We start from the raw sequence: 17,399 nt of genomic DNA on the forward strand, positions 1-17,399 counted from the left end.
GCGCCGCCGGCCTCGCGGCCTCCACGCGGCCGCCCACACCCCCCCCCCCCTCGACCAGGCGCTGCGGGCGGCAACGGGGACGTAACGATCGTCGGCGCGTAGGTTGGGTTCGCTACCGCGAACCCAACCTTGCTACGCGGCAGAGGCAGCTCCTTCCAGCAGCCGGCGTTCGCGGGTGAAGATTTCCGCGATCGCGTCCATCGCCAGCCGCATCCGGGGGGAGCGGCGGAGGTCCTCATGGATGCCGATCCAGATCTCGCGGCTGCCGACGCCGTCGCGGTCGGCCTCGACGCAGGTCAGGCCGGCATCGGCCTCGCCGACGAAACAGGGCAAGGCGGCGATGCCGATGCCGGCGCGGGTCGCGGTGAGCAGCGTCGTCATGTCGTTGCTGCGCAGCACCAGCGGCCGCGGCCCGGCGAAGCCCAGCATCCAGCGATGCTGCGGCAGCTCGCCCGAGGACTCGTCGTCGCCCAGGAACACCCAGTCCTCCGGCTGCCGGCCCGCCAGATAGGACGGCGCGGCGTAGAGGCCGAAGGCCATGGTGCCGACCCGGCGGGCCACGGCGCCATGCTCGGTCGGCCGCGACAGGCGCAGCACGATGTCGGCCTCGCGCTGGCCCAGCAGCGCCGCCCGCTTTTCGCCGACCAGGGTCAGCACGATGCCGGGATGGGCGGCCAGGAACGGCCCCAGCCGCGGCGCCACGAAGTGGTTGGCGAGGAAGGGCGGGGCCGAGACCGTGACCGGACCGGCGACGCCGGTGCCGCCGGCGGCCCGGCGGGCGAAGGCCAGCGCCTCCTCCTCCAGCCTGGTCGCGTCGTCGACCAGGCGCTCGCCCTCGGCGGTCAGGCGCCAGCCGCGCGGCAGCCGGTCGAACAGCCGCGTATCCAGCGCCGCCTCCAGCGCGTCGACCCGGCGGGCGACGGTGGTGTGCTCGACGCCCAGTCGGCGCGAGGCGGCGGCCAGCGATCCGGCCCGAGCCAAAGCGAGGAAGTAGCGGACGTCACCCCATTCCATCCGTGCAATCTTGCACGGATCTCGTGCGAATTCCCGGAATTCCGAACGAATTTTCCCGGCCCCATCTTCGGCCGGTCGCAATCCGAGGAGGCCGCATGTCCACCACCCGCGCCATCCGCCTGCACGCCACCGGCGGGCCCGAGGTGCTGTCGCTCGACACCGTCGTCCTGGCCGAGCCCGGCCCCGGTGAGATCCTGGTCCGGCAGAGCTTCGCCGGCGTCAACTTCGTCGACATCTATCACCGCACCGGGCTGTACGGTCAGCCGGCCCTGCCGGCCGGGCTGGGCGTCGAGGGCGCCGGCACGGTCGAGCGGGTCGGGCCGGGCGTGAGCGGTCTCCGCGAAGGCGACCGCATCGCCTATGCCGGGCTACCCGCCGGCAGCTACGCCGAACGCCGCCTGCTGCCGGCCGACCGCGCCATCCGCCTGCCCGACGCGATCGGCTTCGACGTCGCCGCCGCGGTGCTGGTGCGCGGCCTGACCGCCCATATGCTGTTCGAGCGGGTGCGGCCGCTGCGCCCCGGCGACACGGTGCTGATCCAGGCCGCGGCCGGCGGCGTGGGCGTGATCGCGACGCAATGGGCCAAGCGGCGCGGTGCCACCGTGATCGGCACGGTCGGCGATGCCCGCAAGGCGGAGGTGGCGAAGGCGCATGGCGTCGACCACGTGATCCTCTACCGCGAGACCGATTTCGTCGCCGCGGTGCGCGAGGCCACCGGCGGGCGCGGCGCCGACATGGCGATCGACGGCGTCGGCGGCGACACGCTGCTCAGGACCTTCGACGCCATGGCGCCCTATGGCCTGGTCGCCAGCCTCGGCCAGGTGGGCGGCAGCCTGCCGAAGATCGATGTCGGCGAGCTCGGGCCGGCGCGGTCGATCGCGCTCGCCCGGCCCAGCGTGCTGCGCCACTACCTGCCCGACCCGGCGATCTATCCCTGCGCCGCGACCGAGGTGCTGGCCGAGGTCGATGCCGGGCTGCGGCCGCTGATCGGCGCCGTCCACCCGCTGGCCGAGGCGGCCGAGGCGCACCGGGCACTGGAGGCCGGCCGCACCAGCGGGTCGGTGCTGCTGGAGGTCTAGCCGAACCCGTATAGCCGCGCCGGGTTGGCGGCGAGGACGGCGTCGCGCTGGACGGGGTCGGGCACCCAGTCGGCCAGCAGGTCGAGCAGGTCGCCGACATTCGGCATCGCCCCGGGATGGGCGACATGCGGCCAGTCGCTGCCCCACACCATCCGGTCCGGCGCGGCCTCGACCAGGGCGCGGGCGAAGGGGATGGTGTCGGCATAGGGCGGGCCGGCCGTCGAGACGCGGAAGGCGCCGGACAGCTTGACCCAGCCCCTGCCCCGGCGCAGCAGGCCGAGCAGCGCCTGGAAGCCGGGATGGTCGATGCCGGCCGAGACTGGCATGTGGCCCATATGGTCGATGACGAAGGGCACCGGCAGCCGCTCCAGCCGCGACGCCAGCTCCGGCAGCGTCCGGGCGTCGAGCAGGAACTGCAGGTGCCAGCCGAGCTCGCGGCAGCGGTCGCCAAGGCGCTCCAGCTGGTCGAAGCCGACGCCGCCGCCGAACAGCACGTTGAGGCGCAGACCGACCACGCCGGCCTCCTTCAGCCGGGCCAGCTCGGCGTCCGGCGCGTCGGCCCCGACCACGGCGATGCCGCGCAGCCGGCCGCGATTAGCCGCCAGCGTCTTGACCATCAGCCGGTTGTCGGTGCCGTGCACGCTGACCTGGATCAGCACGCCACGGCCCATGCCGACGGCGTCGAGCATGCCGAGATAGGCGGCCGGCGGCGCCTCGGGCGGGGTGTAGCTGCGGCTGGCGACCAGGGAATAGCCGGGCAGCCCACCGATGACATGGGCGTGGGTGTCGCAGGCCCCATCCGGCAGCAGGACCCGGCGCGGCGGCCGCGGCGCCGGGTCGGGGCCCTGGCACAGCGGCGCGGTGGGCAGCGGCTCAGCCATCGGCATGCAGCGTCTTTCCCTTGGTCTCGGGCAGGGCCATCGCGGCGATGAACAGCAGGGCATAGGCGCCGATGGCGAAGATCGCGATCGCCCGGCCCAGCGGCATGCCGGCGCTGAGAGCGCCGACCAGCATCGGGAACAGGGCGCCGACGCCGCGGCCGAAGTTGTAGGCGAAGCCCTGGCCCGAGCCGCGCACCCGGGTCGGGAACAGTTCGGTCAGGAAGGCGCCGACGCCGCTGAAATAGCCGGAGCCGAAGAAGCCGAGCGGGAAGCCCAGCATCAGCACCACCTCGTTGCTCAGGTTGAGGCTGGTATAGGCGAACACCATGATGATGGCGCAGGCCGAGAACACGAAGAACAGCATCTTCCGCCCGATCCGGTCGGCGAGATAGGCGCCGACCAGATAGCCGGTGAACGACCCGGCGATGACCACGGCGAGGTAGCCGCTGCTGCCGATGTCGGACAGGCCCTGGCCCTTGAGGTAGCTCGGCAGCCAGGTGGTGATGGCGTAGTAGCCGCCCTGGGCGCCGGTGGTCAGCAGCGAGGTCAGGATGGTGATCTTCAAGACCGGGCCGGAGAAGATCTCCAAGAGCCCGGGCCGGTCGCCGGTCTCGGCGATCCGGCGCTGCGTCTCGGCGAACACCGGCGGCTCGTCGACGAAGCGGCGCAGGAAGAACACCAGGATCGCCGGCACGATGCCGATGAAGAACAGGTAGCGCCAGGCGACGGACGGGTCGAAGGCCAGGAACAGGATGGTCTTGACGATCAGCGCGATCGCCCAGCCGATGGCCCAGCCCGACTGCACCGTGCCGACCGCCTTGCCGCGATGCTCGGCCCGGATCACCTCGCCCATCAGCACCGCGCCGGCCGCCCATTCGCCACCGAAGCCGAAGCCCATCAGGGCGCGGGCGATCAAGAGCTGCTCGAAGCTCTGGGCGAAGCCGCTGAGGAAGGTGAAGACCGAGAACCACAGGATGGTCAGCTGCAGCGTCCGCACCCGGCCGATGCGGTCGGCCAGCAGGCCCGCGGCCCAGCCGCCGACGGCGGAGCACAGCAGCGTCACCGTGGCGATCTGGCCGGCCTGGGCGTTGGTCAGGCTCCACAGCGCGATGATGGTCGGGATCACGAAGCTGTAGATCTGGACGTCCATCGCATCCAGGCCCCAGCCGGCGAAGCAGGCCCAGAAGGTCCGCCGCTCCGGCGGCGACATCTCCTGGAACCAGTCGGTCGGGCTGGTGTCGATCGTCTCGGTCGTCATGCTGCCCCTCGTGGTTGCCCGGCGCGCCCCCCGGCACGCCGACGATGTCGGCGCTCAGGCTTCTGCGTCGCCCTGGCGCTCCGGCGCCGCCTCGGCGAAGGCCGGCAGCGCCACCGCCCGCTCCTCGATCCCGAGCAGCGTCGGATAGGGGTTGAGGTCGCAGTCGAAGCGGCGGGCGTTGTAGAGCTGCGGGATCAGGCAGCAATCGGCGATGGTCGGCATCGCGCCATGGCAGAAGGCGCCGGTCTCCGGCGACCGCGACAGCTGGGTCTCCAGCGCGCCGAACCCCTCGGCCACCCAATGCCGGTACCACGCCTCGATCGCCGCCTCGTCATGGCCGAGCGGCGAGCGCAGGTAGCGCAGCACGCGCAGATTGTTGACCGGATGGATCTCGCAGGCGATCGACAGCGCGATCGACCGCACCCGGGCGCGGCCCGCCGGGTCCGGCGGCAGCAGCGGCGGCGCGGGATGCGTCTCCTCCAGATACTCGATGATCGCCAGCGACTGGGTGATCACCGCCCCCTCGCCTTCCAGGGCCGGCACCAGCTTCTGCGGGTTCAGCGAGCGGTAAGGCTCGGCCGCCTGCTCGCCCCGGCGCAGATGGTGGAACACCGAATCATAGTCGAGCCCCTTCAACGCCATGGCGATGCGGACCCGATAGGCGGCCGAGGAGCGATAATAGGTGTGCAGCTTCATGGCTTGGGTCAGCTTTCCCCGCGTGCTACCAGCGAATCCACATAGCCCGAAGCGGAGCCTGTTGCCATGTCCTCGTCACACTCGACCTCGGGGCGCCCCACCGTCGTCTTCGACATCGGTGCCGTGCTGCTCGAGTGGAATCCGCGGCATCTCTATCGCAAGCTGTTCACGGACGAGGCGGCGATGGAAGCATTCCTGGCCGAAGTCTGCACCCATGACTGGAATCTGTCGATGGATGGCGGCACGCCCTTCGCCGAGGCGATCGCCGCCAAGGTCGCCGAGTTCCCGCATCACGAACCCCTGATCCGCGCCTTCGACGAGCGCTGGGAGGAGATGGTGCCGCATGTCATCGAGGGCACGGTCGAGATCCTGAAAGGGCTGAAGGAGCGCGGTGACAAGGTCTACGCCATCACCAACTTCTCGGCCGAGAAATTCGCGCTGGCCCTGACCAAATGGCCGTTCCTGGGCTGGTTCGACGGCGTCATCGTCTCGGCCCACGAGAAGCTGCTGAAGCCGGATGCGCGGATCTACCGGCTGCTGGAGACCCGCTTCGGCCTCACCCTCGCCGACTGCATCTTCATCGACGACAACCCGGACAACGTCGTCGGCGCCCGCGCCGTCGGCATGCGCGCGATCCGCTTCGAGTCGCCGGAGCAGGCGCGGTGGGAGCTGACCGAGATGGGGGCGCTGTAGGGCGGCAGGGTCCAACCGCTTACACAAACACATAAAGACATGTTTATGTCTTGCTGAGAGTTTGGTATCGTGGCTCTCATGTGTGGTGCTGAGCGGGAGGCCTGAGGGTCGTGGAGCGTCTGCTGCAGGGGCTGAAAGCGGCGGCCGAGCCGACACGGCTTCGGATCCTGATGCTGTGCGCCCATGGTGACCTGTCGGTCACCGACCTGACGCAGATCCTGGGCCAGAGCCAGCCGCGCGTGTCGCGCCACCTCAAGCTGCTGGCCGAGGCCGGGCTGCTGGACCGCTTCCGCGAGGGCACATTCGCCTTCTTCCGGCTGGCCGAGACCGGCGCCGTGGCCGAGCTGGCGCGCAGCCTGGTCGACCTGATCCCCGACGCCGACGCCACGGTCGGGCTGGACCTCGAGCGGCTGGAGGCGGTGAAGCGCCAGCGCGCCGAGATGGCCGCCGGCTATTTCCGCGACAACGCCTCGCATTGGGACGACATCCGCACCCTGCATATCGCCGACAGCGCGGTCGAGCAGGCGATCCTCGACCTGCTGCCGCCCGGCGAGATCGGCGACCTGCTCGACCTCGGCACCGGCAGCGGCCGGATGCTGATCCTGCTGGGCGAACGGGTGCGCCGCGCCGTCGGCATCGACCTGTCGCGCGAGATGCTGTCGGTGGCCCGCGCCAATATCGAGCGCGCCGGGCTGCAGCGCCATTGCCAGGTGCGCCAGGGCGACCTGTACCAGCTGCCGTTGCCCGGCGAATCCTTCGATGTCGCGCTGGTCCACCACGTGCTGCACCACCTCGAGGATCCGGCCGCGGCGATCGCCGAGGCGGCGCGCGTGCTGCGCCCCGGCGGCCGGCTGATCGTCGCCGATTTCGCGCCGCACGACGTCGAGAACCTGCGCAGCGAGCACGCCCATCGCTGGCTCGGCTTCCCCGACGACATCTTTGCCCGCTGGCTGCAGCGGGCCGGTTTCGATGCCGAACCGCCGGTGCATCTGCCCGGCGCCCCCCTGACTGTCACCATCTGGCCCGCCAGGCGGGCGGCGCAACGGAAGGCCGCAGCATGACGACCCACCTGCCCCACGCGAATGCCCCCCATTCGAGTGCAGCAACCGAAGCCGGCCGCCGCGATCCGATCGTCAGCTTCGAGTTCTCTCCGCCGAGGACCGAGGCGGCGGAGGCGACACTGATGGAGACGGTGACGCGGCTGGCGCCGCTGGCGCCGGACTTCGTCTCGGTCACCTACGGCGCCGGCGGGTCGACCCGCGAGCGCACCTTCGGCATCGTCACCAAGATCCAGGACGAAAGCGGCCTGCCCGCCGCCTCGCACCTGACCTGCGTCGGCGCCTCGCGCGAGGAAATCGACGACCTCGCCCGCGCCCTGTGGGCCGCCGGCATCCGCCGCATCGTGGCGCTGCGTGGCGACCCACCCCGCGGTACCGCCTCCTACGAGGTGCGGCCGGACGGCTATGCCTATGCCGCCGACCTGGTGGCCGGGCTGCGCCGCATCGCCCCCTTCGACATCTCGGTCGCGGCCTATCCGGAGACGCATCCGGAGGCGCCGTCGCCGGAGTTCGATCTGGACAACCTGAAGCGCAAGGCCGATGCCGGCGCCGACCGGGCCCTGACCCAGTTCTTCTTCGACACCGAGGCCTTCCTGCGCTTTCGCGACCGCGCCGCCGCTTCCGGCATCCGCCTGCCGATCGTGCCCGGCATCCTGCCGATCACCAACTTCGCCCGGACCAAGGAGTTCGCGCAGGCCTGCAGCGCCAGCATACCGGACTGGCTGGAGATGCTGTTCGAGGGGCTGGACGAGACCCCGGACACGCGCCAGCTGGTCGCCGCCTCGGTCGCGGTCGAGCAGTGCCGCCTGCTGCAGACCCACGGGGTGGAGGAGTTCCACTTCTACACCCTGAACCGGGCCGAGCTGACCCTGGCGATCTGCCGCTTCCTCGGCATCCGCCCCCGCCGCGCCGAGGCCTGCGCCGCCTGAGAGGTCCTCGCCATGGCCAATGAGCGGAACCCGCTCTCCGACGCCGACCGGCCGGAAGCCCTGGCGCAGCGCGTCTACCGCCGGCACACCGGGGCGCTGGCCGGGCTGGGCTTGGCCGACACCTTCGACTACATCTGGCGCAACAATGTCTGGGGCGCCGAGGAATCGCGCTCGGGCCTCGGCTCCGGCCTGGACGGCACCGCCCGGCTGCGTGACGCGATCCCGGCCCTGCTGCGCGAGCTCGGCGCCACCTCGCTGCTCGACCTGCCATGCGGCGATTTCGGCTGGATGAGCCGCGTCGACCTCGAAGGCATTTCCTACACCGGCGGCGACATCGTCGCCGACCTGGTCGCCAAGAACATCGTGCGCTACGGCGAGACCGGCCGGCGCCGCTTCCTGCGCCTGGACCTGACCCGCGACCCGCTGCCGAAGGCCGATGTCGTGCTATGCCGCGACTGCCTGGTGCATCTCTCGGCCGAGAGCATCACTGCGGCCTTCGCCAATCTCCGCCGCTCCGGCTCGACCTGGCTGGTGCATCTCTCGGCCGAGAGCATCACTGCGGCCTTCGCCAATCTCCGCCGCTCCGGCTCGACCTGGCTGCTGACCACCACCTTCCTGGAGCTGCAGGGCAACCGCGTCATCGCCGACGGCGACTGGCGGCCGCTGAACCTGCAGCGCCCGCCCTTCGGCCTGCCGGCGCCGCACCGCGTCATCGTCGAGGGCTGCACCGAGGAGGGCGGCGCCTATCGCGACAAGGCGCTGGGCCTGTGGCGGATCGCCGAGCTGCCGGATCTCGCCTGAGCGGACTGGTCGAGCCCGAACGTGGAATGGATGATTGCGTTCGGATGTGCGCGATAACCTTCACGACGCGGCGCTGATCAATTCCTCGCTTTTCGCCCAAAGCTGCCTGGCCTTGTCGGCGTCGAGCGCATACGACCTTACGCCGTCGGCAAACGGGTTGGGCATGTCATTGATCGGCGCGACCGCGCAGTCTTCGAGATAGCGTCCGCCGATCTCGTCCTTGTTGGCCACGACTGCGGCCCAGACCGACGTAGCCGCCGCCTGCGGGATTTCCTTCAGCTCTGCCGGCGGAAGACCCGCTTCGGCGCGCGCTTTGCCGACAATCTCGAACAGGCTCTGCAGGTCATCCTGCGAGAGATGGCGGGGGAGACCGGTGATGCTGTTCCCGGGCATCACCGACGCAGCCCGGAGGCCGCGATCGCGATGCCGCCTGTCGAATTCCGCTGCGAAGAGAGAGTTGGCCGTCTTCGATCGGCCATAGGCGGCCCATGGGTCATATGCCTTTCGCTCGAAATTCGGATCGTCCAGGTCGACATCGGCGACGCGATGAGCCTGGGACGACAGCACCACCACGCGCCGGTTATCGGCGAGCAGCGGCTCGATCCGATTGATCAAAGCGAAATGACCGAGATGGTTGGTTCCGAACTGGACTTCGAAGCCGTCAACCGTCCGGCCGAACGGAGTTGCCATGACGCCGGCATTGGCGATGATGGAATCGAACGGCCGGCCGTCAGCCAGCAGCTTGTCCGCGCAGGCGCGAACGCTCTGCAAGGATGCCAGATCGAGCTCGATCAACGCCAGGCTGCCACCCCCTTGCGACGCGGCCTCACGGACCGGTGCCATGGCCGGCTCGGCCTTGGCGGGGTCCCTGACCGCGCCGACGACGTTGGCGCCGTGAGAGACCAGTGATCGGGCGGTTTCAAGCCCAATGCCCGACGATGCACCCGTAACGAGAAATCGCTTTCCCTTGAGATCAACGCCGGAAAGCACCTGGTCGGCGGTCGACTTTGCACCGAACGTCCCGGTCATCTCTTTTCCTTCAATTGCGTGTGCAGGAGCTTGGACCTTTTCAGTCCTGATCTTCGACGCTCAGACTTGCAGGCCGCCGGCCACGTCGATCACGCCGCCGGTGATGTAGCCGCCGTTCGGCCCCGCCAGAAAACAGACGATGGCCGACACCTCCTCAAGCGTCGCGATCCGACGGATGGGGTGCAGGTCCATGATCGCATCGGGCAGCTTGTCGCGCACCGCTGCCGCCATGTCGGTGGGCATGATGCCGGGCTGGACGATGTTGACCGTGATATTGCGCCCGCCGAGATCGCGGGCGACGCCCTTCGCATATCCGGCGATGGCCGCCTTGGTTCCCGCATAGTCGGCGACGCCGGTGAACGGGATGCGGCTGCCCAGGAGGGAGCCGATGAAGATGATCCGGCCGCCATCCGGCAGCACCGGCGCTGCCGCGCGCGTGGTCGCCACCGCGCCCATGACGTTGATCTGCCACTGACGATCGAGGTTGACCGTGTCGAGATCGGGATCGTCGACCGTCTTGCCCTGCACGGCGATCGCCGCATTGTTGACGAGGATGTCGAGCTTGCCGAAATACGCCACCACGGTGTCGACCAGCGGCCTGGCCGCGGCCATGTCGGCCTGGTCGCTGCGGATCGCGAGAGCCCGGACGCCCTTCGCCTTCAGCCTCTCGACCACAGCTTCGGCCTTCCCGGCCGACGCGACATAGCTGATCGCAACGTCCGCTCCCTGCTCGGCCAGGGCCTCCGCCGCCGCAGCGCCGAGCCCGCGCGAGCCGCCGGTAACGAGAGCGACCTTACCCTTCAACGTGTTGGACATGAGGATCCCTTCTGTGCGCGATCGAGGCGCCGCTCGACCCTAGCGAGCCGCCAGCTCTTTTCGTAACGTCCGTTACTATAACGACTGGTATGAAATCTGGACAGAAGCTGTCAAGCGGTTTAGTAACGTCCATTATGAAAAAAGCTGGGCCGGACTGATGGGGCGCCGTCGCGAATTTGACGTCGAGAAAGCGCTCGACGCCGCGCTATGCGTCTTCTGGCGCAAGGGCTACGAGGGCGCTTCCTACGCTGACCTGACCGAGGCTGCCGGCGTAGAGAGACCCGCCCTCTATTCAGCCTTCGGCAACAAGGAAGCGCTCTTCCGCCAAGCCCTGGCTCGCTATGAGGAGCGATATCTGGGCTACATTCCGGAGGCGCTGCAGCTCCCCACAGCGCGGGAGGTCGCTGCGCACATCCTGTACAACGCAGCCGACCTCAACACGCGCTATCCCGACCATACGGGGTGTTTCGGTATCAATGGGGCCCTGGCGGGATCGGATGAAGCGGAACCTGTGCGGCAGGCGCTGATCGAGTTTCGCGCGGCTGGTCAGGCGCAGCTTCGCGAACGGTTCGAACGGGCGAAGGCCAAAGGTGACTTGCCGGAGACGGCCAGATCCGATGCCCTTGCGGCGTTCGTGATGGCTGTCACTCACGGCATGGCGGTGCAGGCCAAAGCCGGCTTCAGCCGCGAGATGCTGAAGGCCGTTGCCGAGCAGGCGCTGTCCACCTGGCCTACAGGTGGTTCCACGCCTTCCGCAACGTCATCCTAAACCTTGGTGAGAAGGGCGCCGGGCGTCGGGCAGTTCTCGCCGTCGGCGCCAAGCAGTCGTCACGAGAAGTCATCCAAACCGACGCCGTAGAGTTCGAGGACGCCCCAGAGCCACGGGGCTTTGCGGATTCTGCCGGTGGTCGCGCAATTCAAGCCGAATGGCCTCTGGCAACCTTGCGGTCGGATTTGCTGCTCCGCTCTTCCTCCAGCCTCCTGACGCGCTCTCCCAGGCTTTCGACCGCCCTGCCCTGCTCGGCGGCAAGCCTGGCAAGGGCCTCGCGATCGAGCGGCAGGCATTCCTCGTCCTTCTTGCCGACCCAGCGGCCCAATATGCGGGCGAGCAGCCGCGAGAGGTCGTCCATGATGAGGAAGACGGAGGGAACGACGACGAGGCTCAGGACCGTCGAAACCATGATGCCGCCGATGACGGCGATCGCCATCGGGGCGCGGAAGGAGCCCCCTTCGCCGACGCCGAGGGCCGAAGGCAGCATGCCTGCGGACATCGCGATCGAGGTCATGACGATCGGCCGCGTCCGCTTGCGCCCGGCCTCGATGATCGCGACCGTCCGGTCCATGCCGGCACGCACCATCTCGACACCGAAGTCGACGAGCAGGATCGCGTTCTTGCTGACGACGCCCATCAGCATGAGGATGCCGATCAGCACCGGCATCGAGAGCGCGTTCTGGGTCAAAATCAGGCCGGCCGCGACACCGCCGATGGCGAGCGGCAGCGAGAACAGGATGGTGAAGGGCTGCACCACGTCCCTGAAGAGCAGGATCAGGACGGCCAGCACCAGCATCAGGGCCAGGATCATCACATTGGCGAAGCTCTGCTGCACTTCGGCCTGCAGCTCGACATCGCCGCTTTCGAAGAACTGGACGGCCGCAGGAAGGCCGGCCTCGGCCGCAAGCTCCCGGAAGTGTTCGGACGCGGTATCGAGTGCGACGCCGGCCGGCAGGTTCGCGCCGAGCGCAACGACGCGGTGGCGGTCGTAGCGCCTGATCGAACTGGGTCCTTCCGAAGTGTCGATGTCCGCGACGCTGGACAGCGGAACGGTCGATCCGGAGCCGGTCTCGACCTTCAGGTTGCGGATCGCGGCGATGTCGGTGCGGAAGTCGCTGTCGAGCTGCACACGGATCGGGATCAGCCGCCCGTCGAGCGCGATCTTCGTCAACTGCTCATCGATATCGCCGATGGTGGCGACGCGGATGACCTGAGAAACCTGCTCCGGCATGACGCCAAGTCGCGCCATCCGGTCGTCGCGTGGCCGGATCTGCAGTTCCGGCCGGGGCAGGGAACCGTCCGCGCTCACATCGGCGAGCAGCGGATCGCCGCGCAGCTTTGTCTCCAGAAGTGCGACCGCCTTGTCCAAATCCGCTTCGGTGTTGGACAGCAGGTTGAAGGACAGGTCGTGCGTGCCCTCTTCATTGATCTTGAAGATGCGAGCATCGGGGATCGAACGCAGTCGGCCGAGGATGTCCGCTTCGATCTGCGATTGAGGCCTGGTGCGGCCAACCGATGGCGGCCTCGGTATGTAGAGTTCGAACACCCGACTCCAGCCGACCACGGTGTCGACGACCTTGGTGAAGAGCGAATGGTCGAGCGGCTCGAGAAGCACGGTGACGGTGGCGAGCCGCAACTCGAGATCGCCGCGCGGCGAAGCGCCGCCGAGCACCAGGACGTTCCTGACGCCATCGATATCCTTGATCCGGTCATGGATGGCCGTCGTCGTCCGGTCCGTATCCTCAAGCATCGCGCCCGGCGGCAGCTCGACCGCCAGGTTGATGCGCGAGTCGTCCTCCGGCGGTATGAAGCTGCCCGGGATCTGGGCCATGACGTAAACAGAGACGGCCAGGCAGCCGAGGGCGGCGAGCAGTGTCGCATAGCGCCAGCGGGTCGTGACGCCGAGGAGGGCCGTATAGAGTTTCGTGATGCCGCTGTCGTCGCGGCCATGGCAGTCGTCGCCGATATCCGTCGGGCGCATCAGATAGGCCGCCATGACCGGCGTGATCAGCCGGGCGACCAGGAGCGAGAAGAAGGCGGAGACGGCGACCGTCAGGCCGAACTGGATGAAGTATTGCCCGGGGATGCCCGGCATGAAGGAGACCGGCAGGAAAACCGCGATCAGCGCGAAGGTGGTGGCGATCACCGCGAGGCCGATCTCGTCCGTGGCATCGATCGCGGCACGGTAGGGAGACTTGCCCATCCGGATGTGCCTCGCGATGTTTTCGATCTCCACGATCGCGTCGTCGACGAGGATGCCCGTCGCGAGCGTCACGGCGAGCAGGCTGACCTGGTTCAGCGAGAAGCCGAGGAGGTCCATGACCCAGAAGGTCGGAACGGCCGACAGCGGCAGGGCGATCGCCCCGATCAGTGTCGATCGCCAGTTGCGCAGGAACACCATCACGACGAGGACGGCGAGGAGCGCGCCCTCGATCAGAGCGTCAACTGCGGCCTGGTAGGTCCCATAGGCGATGGAGACCGCATCGTCGACCATCTCGATGGTGACGTCCGGGTGCTTCGCGCGGATGTCGTCGAGCGTCTTGACCACCACTTCGGCGACGCTCACCTCGCTGGCGCCCTTGGCCCGGAACACGGAAAACGTGACGACCGGAGTCCCGTTGAAGCGGGAAAACGACCGCGGCTCTTCAACGGTATCGGCCACTTGGCCAAGTTCGGACAGCCGGACGAAACGGCCGTTCGGCAGCCAGATCATCGTGTCGGCGAGCCTGGCCGCGTCGCGCGCATCGCCCAGCATGCGGATCGCCTGTTCGCTGCCGCCGATCTGGCCGCGGCCGGAGCCGAGATCGAGGTTCATCCGGCGGAGTTGCCCGTTGACGTCGGCGGCGGTGATTCCGAAGGAGTCAAGGCGATCGGCATCGAGCTCGACACGAACCTCGCGATCAGAGCCGCCGTAGCGCTCGACGCGGCCGATGCCACGCTGACCGTGGATGGCCCTGATGATCGTATCGTTGACGAACCAGGAGAGTTCCTCGAGCGTCATGCCGGGCGAGGAGACCGCAAAGGTCTGGATCGCCTGAGCTTCGAACTCAATTCTCGATACGATCGGGGGATCGATCGCGGCCGGAAGATCGCCGCGGATCCGGTCGACCGCATCCTTGGCATCCTGTACGGCCTGGGCCGTGGGCACTTCCAGGCGGAAGGTGACGGACGTCGTGGATCGCCCGTCGGTGACCGTCGACTCGATGTGATCGACGCCGGAGATGCCGGCGACCTCGTCCTCGATCAGCTTGGTGACCTGGGTTTCGAGTTCGACCGGCGTGGCGCCGCTCTGCGTGACGACGATCGAGACGATCGGGATGTCGATGTTCGGGAATTGCGTGATCGGCAAGGCGTTGAACGATTGCCAGCCCAGCACGACGAGCACGAAGAACGTCAGAATCGGCGCGACCGGATTGCGGATCGACCAGGCAGAGAGGTTCATGGTCTCGAGTCCGGTCAGTTGGTGAACGACTGGGCCGGCTTGACCGGAATGATCCGGTCACCGTCGCGCACGAAGGCGCCGGCCTTCGCCACCGCCAGCTCGCCCGCCTCGAGGCCCGAGAGGATCTCGACGAACGGCCCGTCCTGAATGCCGACCGTCACCGGCACCAGCCGCACGACGCCGTCCTCGACCTTGCGGACCGTGGATAGGCCGTGCGCTGACGTGACGGACGTCCGCGGCAGGACGACCGCCTGCTTCTCTTCGGCGATGATGGTTGCGCTCGCATACATGCCCGCCCGGGCCTTGGCCGTATCGGCCAGGGTGATGTGGACGGTGCCGAGACGCGTCTGCGGATCGACCGTCGGTCTCACCATGCGGATCTTGCCCTGGACGATCGTGCTGCTGCCGGCGAGCCTGACCGCTGCGGACTGCCCCACCGCGAGCTTGATGAGGTCGGCCTCCGCCACTTCGGCCTTCATCTCGATGAGGCCGTCGCGGATGATCGTGTAGAGCGGCAGACCACTGCCGGCGACGACGCCGCCCACCTTGGCATTCCTGGCGGAAATCACGCCGCCGACGGGAGCCTTGACGGCTGTGCGGGCGAGACGCAGGTCGATGTCATCGAGTTGCGAGCGGGCCAGCCTGACATCCGCTGCCGCAATGCTCAGGGATTGCTCCGCCGAACGGAGGCGGGCGCCCGAGGCGGTGGCCAATGCCTTCAGCCGGTCGACCTCCGCCCGCGAGACCGTCCTGTTGGCCGATAGCAGCTCGGCGCGATGGGCGACGCGCGTCGCCTCCTCCGAATTCGCCCTGGCTTCGACAAGCTGCGCCTGGAATTGGATGAGCGCGGCCTCCGCCCTGGCGACTCCGGCCTCGAGCTGGTCTTTCTCCAGAAGCAGCGCGTCGTCGTTGAGGACGGCCAGCGTGCTGCCCTGTTCGACCCGGTCTCCGATATCGGCGTTCAAGGTCCGGATCGGAAGCCCGTCCACGAGCGGCGAAACATGGATCTCGTCGACGGCCTCGATCGAGCCGGTCGCGAGAACATGGTCGCCGATCCTGCGCTCGACAGCCTCGGCGACAACGATCCACGGCAGTATACGCTGCCGGTCCGGCCTTGCCGCTTCCTCGGCCAGGACGCCGAAGTTCAGGATGACCGCAACCGCCACGCGGGCGCTGAACAACAGAAGCCCCCAAGGCTTCAGTCGGCCGCCACGACAGAAAAGCGAAACCATTTCACCTCACCGATCCTCGGTCGAGCTGTCGTCCAGCAGGCTTGGGGGAGGGTGGAAGCGGAGAGCGCATCTGCCGCTCCCTCGCTCCGTTACCAGCGGTAGGTCAAGCCGAGCATCGCGGAGAGCTGATCGGCGCTGCCCTCGTCGTCGACCAGCGGGCTGTCGGCGGCGTCACCGAGCAGCCGGCTGTAACCGACCTGGCCCATGACGTAGATCGAGTCGGTCATCATGTATCCGATGCCGAGATCGATGCCGACGTCCTTCAGGCCGCTGCCGGCATCGTAGCTGGCGAGCCCGCGGGCGGATCGTGCGGCCCGGGCTGCGGTGATGCCGAAGGTGTTGCTCATGTACTCGTCGTCGGCCCAGGTGAGGTGCGGCTTCACGTTGAGCCGGACGTCATCCAGCAGCTCAATCCCGTATTCCGCCTCGGCGGTCGCTGTCAGCCCGTTGCGGTCGCCGGTCAGGTCACGGGCAACCTCCAGGCCGAGGCTCACGGGACCGGCCTCGTAGCCGAGCCGGACCACCGCCACAGCGCCGACTTCCAGATCGCCGAGCCCCTTCAGGGCGTCGTTGTCGTCCTCGTAGCGCCCGAAATCGTACCGAACCCCGAGATCGAACCGCAGGCCATCGGTCATGAATGGGGTAGCATAGATCCCCAGTCCGCTCAGACGAATGCGATCTCGCCAGGACACCTCTACGAACGGCAGCGGCATCACTGAGTAGTCGTCGGACCCCTCGTAGTCCGGCGCATACATGCCGCCGCCGCCGAGGGTGAACGACCATTCCGCCGGAGGCTCGTCCTGGGCCACTGCACTTCCCGCCGCCGTCTGGACCGCCGCAGTGACGCAAAGGGTCGCCGCCGGGAACAGCCCGCGGCCGAAGAATGCGCGTCTCATCTTGTTTTCGCCTATGTTAGGTCGGATGCGGCGCCGACCCTGCCAGCGGCACCTGAACCGGACCTGAACGTGACGAAGGTGGCGATTCAGCTTCGTTTCAGGTTCCGATGGGATGCTGTCGCCCGAGCCACCGGGAGTGAGTGATGCGCATCCTGCTTGTCGAGGACGACCCGCTGATCGGCGACGCCATCCGCGCACGCCTGACCCGGTCCGGCATGACCGTCGACTGGCTCCAGGACGCCGCCGGCCTCGACGGGATGACCGAGCTGGACGCCTTCGACCTGATGATCCTCGACCTCGGCCTGCCGGACCGGGACGGCCTTGAGATCCTGCGGGAGCAGCGGGCCGCCGGCCACGACCTTCGTGTCCTGATCCTGAGCGCACGCTACGAGCTGGACACCAGGGTGCGCGGCCTCGACCTCGGCGCCGATGACTATCTGGTCAAGCCCTTCGCCATGGAGGAGCTGATGGCCCGCTGCCGCGCGCTTGCCCGTCGCCGCGGCGACCGCAGGTCGGAAGCCCTGCAGTATCGGGACCTGTGGATCGATCCCGCGTCCTTCGCCGTGCTGCGCGGCGGCGAAAGCATCACGCTGACGCCCAAGGTGTTCGCGCTGCTGCTGATGTTCGTCGAGAACCAGGGTCGGGTGCTCACCCGGCACGTTCTCGAGGACCACCTCTACGGCTGGAACGGAGAGGCCGAGAGCAACACGCTGGAAGTGTTCGTCTCGCAGATCCGCCGCAAGCTCGGCGCCGACTTGGTTCAGACGATCCGTGGGGTCGGCTACATGCTGCCGAGAGAGTAG

Annotated in this window: 16 protein-coding genes; 7 read left to right on the forward strand and 9 right to left on the reverse strand. The window is 68.3% G+C overall.

Annotated features, from left to right (window positions below; genetic code table 11):
• Positions 1–132: 132 nt before the first annotated feature.
• The gene (locus AAHM41_RS13060; RefSeq protein ID WP_342236978.1) at positions 133–1,014 is read right to left on the reverse strand and encodes a LysR family transcriptional regulator; all 882 of its coding nucleotides are present in this window, start codon (positions 1,012–1,014) and stop codon (positions 133–135) included.
• Between the two features lie 95 nt (positions 1,015–1,109).
• Here AAHM41_RS13060 and AAHM41_RS13065 point away from each other — a divergent pair, with 95 nt between their 5' ends.
• Positions 1,110–2,093 carry a quinone oxidoreductase family protein gene (locus tag AAHM41_RS13065; protein ID WP_342236979.1) on the forward strand — a complete coding sequence of 328 codons (984 nt, stop codon included), beginning with the start codon at positions 1,110–1,112 and terminating at the stop codon, positions 2,091–2,093.
• On the opposite strand, the gene AAHM41_RS13070 is transcribed toward AAHM41_RS13065, so the two are convergent.
• Genes AAHM41_RS13070 through maiA form a run of 3 tightly spaced genes read right to left on the reverse strand, consistent with a single transcriptional unit; the run spans position 2,090 to position 4,928 of the window.
• Positions 2,090–2,980: an amidohydrolase family protein gene (locus AAHM41_RS13070; RefSeq protein ID WP_342236980.1), complete on the reverse strand. Its 891-nt coding sequence runs from the start codon at positions 2,978–2,980 to the stop codon at positions 2,090–2,092. The two genes, AAHM41_RS13065 and AAHM41_RS13070, sit on opposite strands and share 4 nt — an antisense overlap.
• Complete coding sequence (locus AAHM41_RS13075; RefSeq protein ID WP_342236981.1) at positions 2,967–4,232, reverse strand: MFS transporter; 1,266 nt, start codon at positions 4,230–4,232, stop codon at positions 2,967–2,969. The genes AAHM41_RS13070 and AAHM41_RS13075 overlap by 14 nt, the downstream gene beginning before the upstream one ends.
• A gap of 54 nt (positions 4,233–4,286) precedes the next feature.
• Positions 4,287–4,928: a maleylacetoacetate isomerase gene (gene maiA / locus AAHM41_RS13080; RefSeq protein WP_342236982.1), complete on the reverse strand. Its 642-nt coding sequence runs from the start codon at positions 4,926–4,928 to the stop codon at positions 4,287–4,289.
• Between the two features lie 66 nt (positions 4,929–4,994).
• Between maiA and AAHM41_RS13085 the strand changes: the two genes are divergently transcribed.
• From AAHM41_RS13085 to AAHM41_RS13100, 4 genes are all read left to right on the forward strand, one after another.
• Entirely contained in the window at positions 4,995–5,621 is a 627-nt protein-coding gene (locus tag AAHM41_RS13085) for an HAD family hydrolase (protein WP_342236983.1), read from the forward strand.
• Positions 5,622–5,731: 110 nt separating this feature from the next.
• On the forward strand, positions 5,732–6,682 hold the full coding sequence (locus tag AAHM41_RS13090; RefSeq protein ID WP_342236984.1) for an ArsR/SmtB family transcription factor: 951 nt from the start codon (positions 5,732–5,734) through the stop codon (positions 6,680–6,682).
• Positions 6,679–7,608 (forward strand): methylenetetrahydrofolate reductase [NAD(P)H], encoded by a 930-nt coding sequence (gene metF, locus AAHM41_RS13095; RefSeq protein WP_342236985.1) that lies wholly within the window; start codon positions 6,679–6,681, stop codon positions 7,606–7,608. The genes AAHM41_RS13090 and metF overlap by 4 nt, the downstream gene beginning before the upstream one ends.
• A gap of 12 nt (positions 7,609–7,620) precedes the next feature.
• On the forward strand, positions 7,621–8,409 hold the full coding sequence (locus AAHM41_RS13100) for a class I SAM-dependent methyltransferase (RefSeq protein ID WP_342236986.1): 789 nt from the start codon (positions 7,621–7,623) through the stop codon (positions 8,407–8,409).
• A 60-nt stretch (positions 8,410–8,469) separates the two neighbouring features.
• Here AAHM41_RS13100 and AAHM41_RS13105 read toward each other — a convergent pair whose 3' ends face one another.
• Together AAHM41_RS13105 and AAHM41_RS13110 are read right to left on the reverse strand one after the other, a co-directional pair.
• On the reverse strand, positions 8,470–9,438 hold the full coding sequence (locus AAHM41_RS13105) for an SDR family NAD(P)-dependent oxidoreductase (protein WP_342236987.1): 969 nt from the start codon (positions 9,436–9,438) through the stop codon (positions 8,470–8,472).
• A gap of 60 nt (positions 9,439–9,498) precedes the next feature.
• A complete protein-coding gene (locus tag AAHM41_RS13110) occupies positions 9,499–10,254 on the reverse strand; it encodes an SDR family NAD(P)-dependent oxidoreductase (protein WP_342236988.1) in 756 nt (251 codons plus the stop codon).
• 157 nt (positions 10,255–10,411) lie between these two features.
• On the opposite strand from AAHM41_RS13110, the gene AAHM41_RS13115 reads away from it, so the two are divergent.
• Entirely contained in the window at positions 10,412–11,023 is a 612-nt protein-coding gene (locus tag AAHM41_RS13115) for a TetR/AcrR family transcriptional regulator (RefSeq protein ID WP_342236989.1), read from the forward strand.
• A gap of 148 nt (positions 11,024–11,171) precedes the next feature.
• Here AAHM41_RS13115 and AAHM41_RS13120 read toward each other — a convergent pair whose 3' ends face one another.
• The 3 genes from AAHM41_RS13120 to AAHM41_RS13130 form a co-directional block, all read right to left on the reverse strand.
• The gene (locus AAHM41_RS13120) at positions 11,172–14,468 is read right to left on the reverse strand and encodes an efflux RND transporter permease subunit (protein ID WP_342236990.1); all 3,297 of its coding nucleotides are present in this window, start codon (positions 14,466–14,468) and stop codon (positions 11,172–11,174) included.
• A 14-nt stretch (positions 14,469–14,482) separates the two neighbouring features.
• Positions 14,483–15,700: an efflux RND transporter periplasmic adaptor subunit gene (locus tag AAHM41_RS13125; protein ID WP_342236991.1), complete on the reverse strand. Its 1,218-nt coding sequence runs from the start codon at positions 15,698–15,700 to the stop codon at positions 14,483–14,485.
• Positions 15,701–15,789: 89 nt separating this feature from the next.
• Positions 15,790–16,596, reverse strand: coding sequence for a MipA/OmpV family protein (locus AAHM41_RS13130; RefSeq protein ID WP_342236992.1), 807 nt, complete (start codon positions 16,594–16,596; stop codon positions 15,790–15,792).
• 143 nt (positions 16,597–16,739) lie between these two features.
• Between AAHM41_RS13130 and AAHM41_RS13135 the strand changes: the two genes are divergently transcribed.
• Positions 16,740–17,399, forward strand: a complete 660-nt coding sequence (locus tag AAHM41_RS13135) for a response regulator transcription factor (protein WP_342236993.1) — start codon at positions 16,740–16,742, stop codon at positions 17,397–17,399.

The sequence above is a fragment of the Inquilinus sp. OTU3971 genome, from assembly GCF_038440215.1.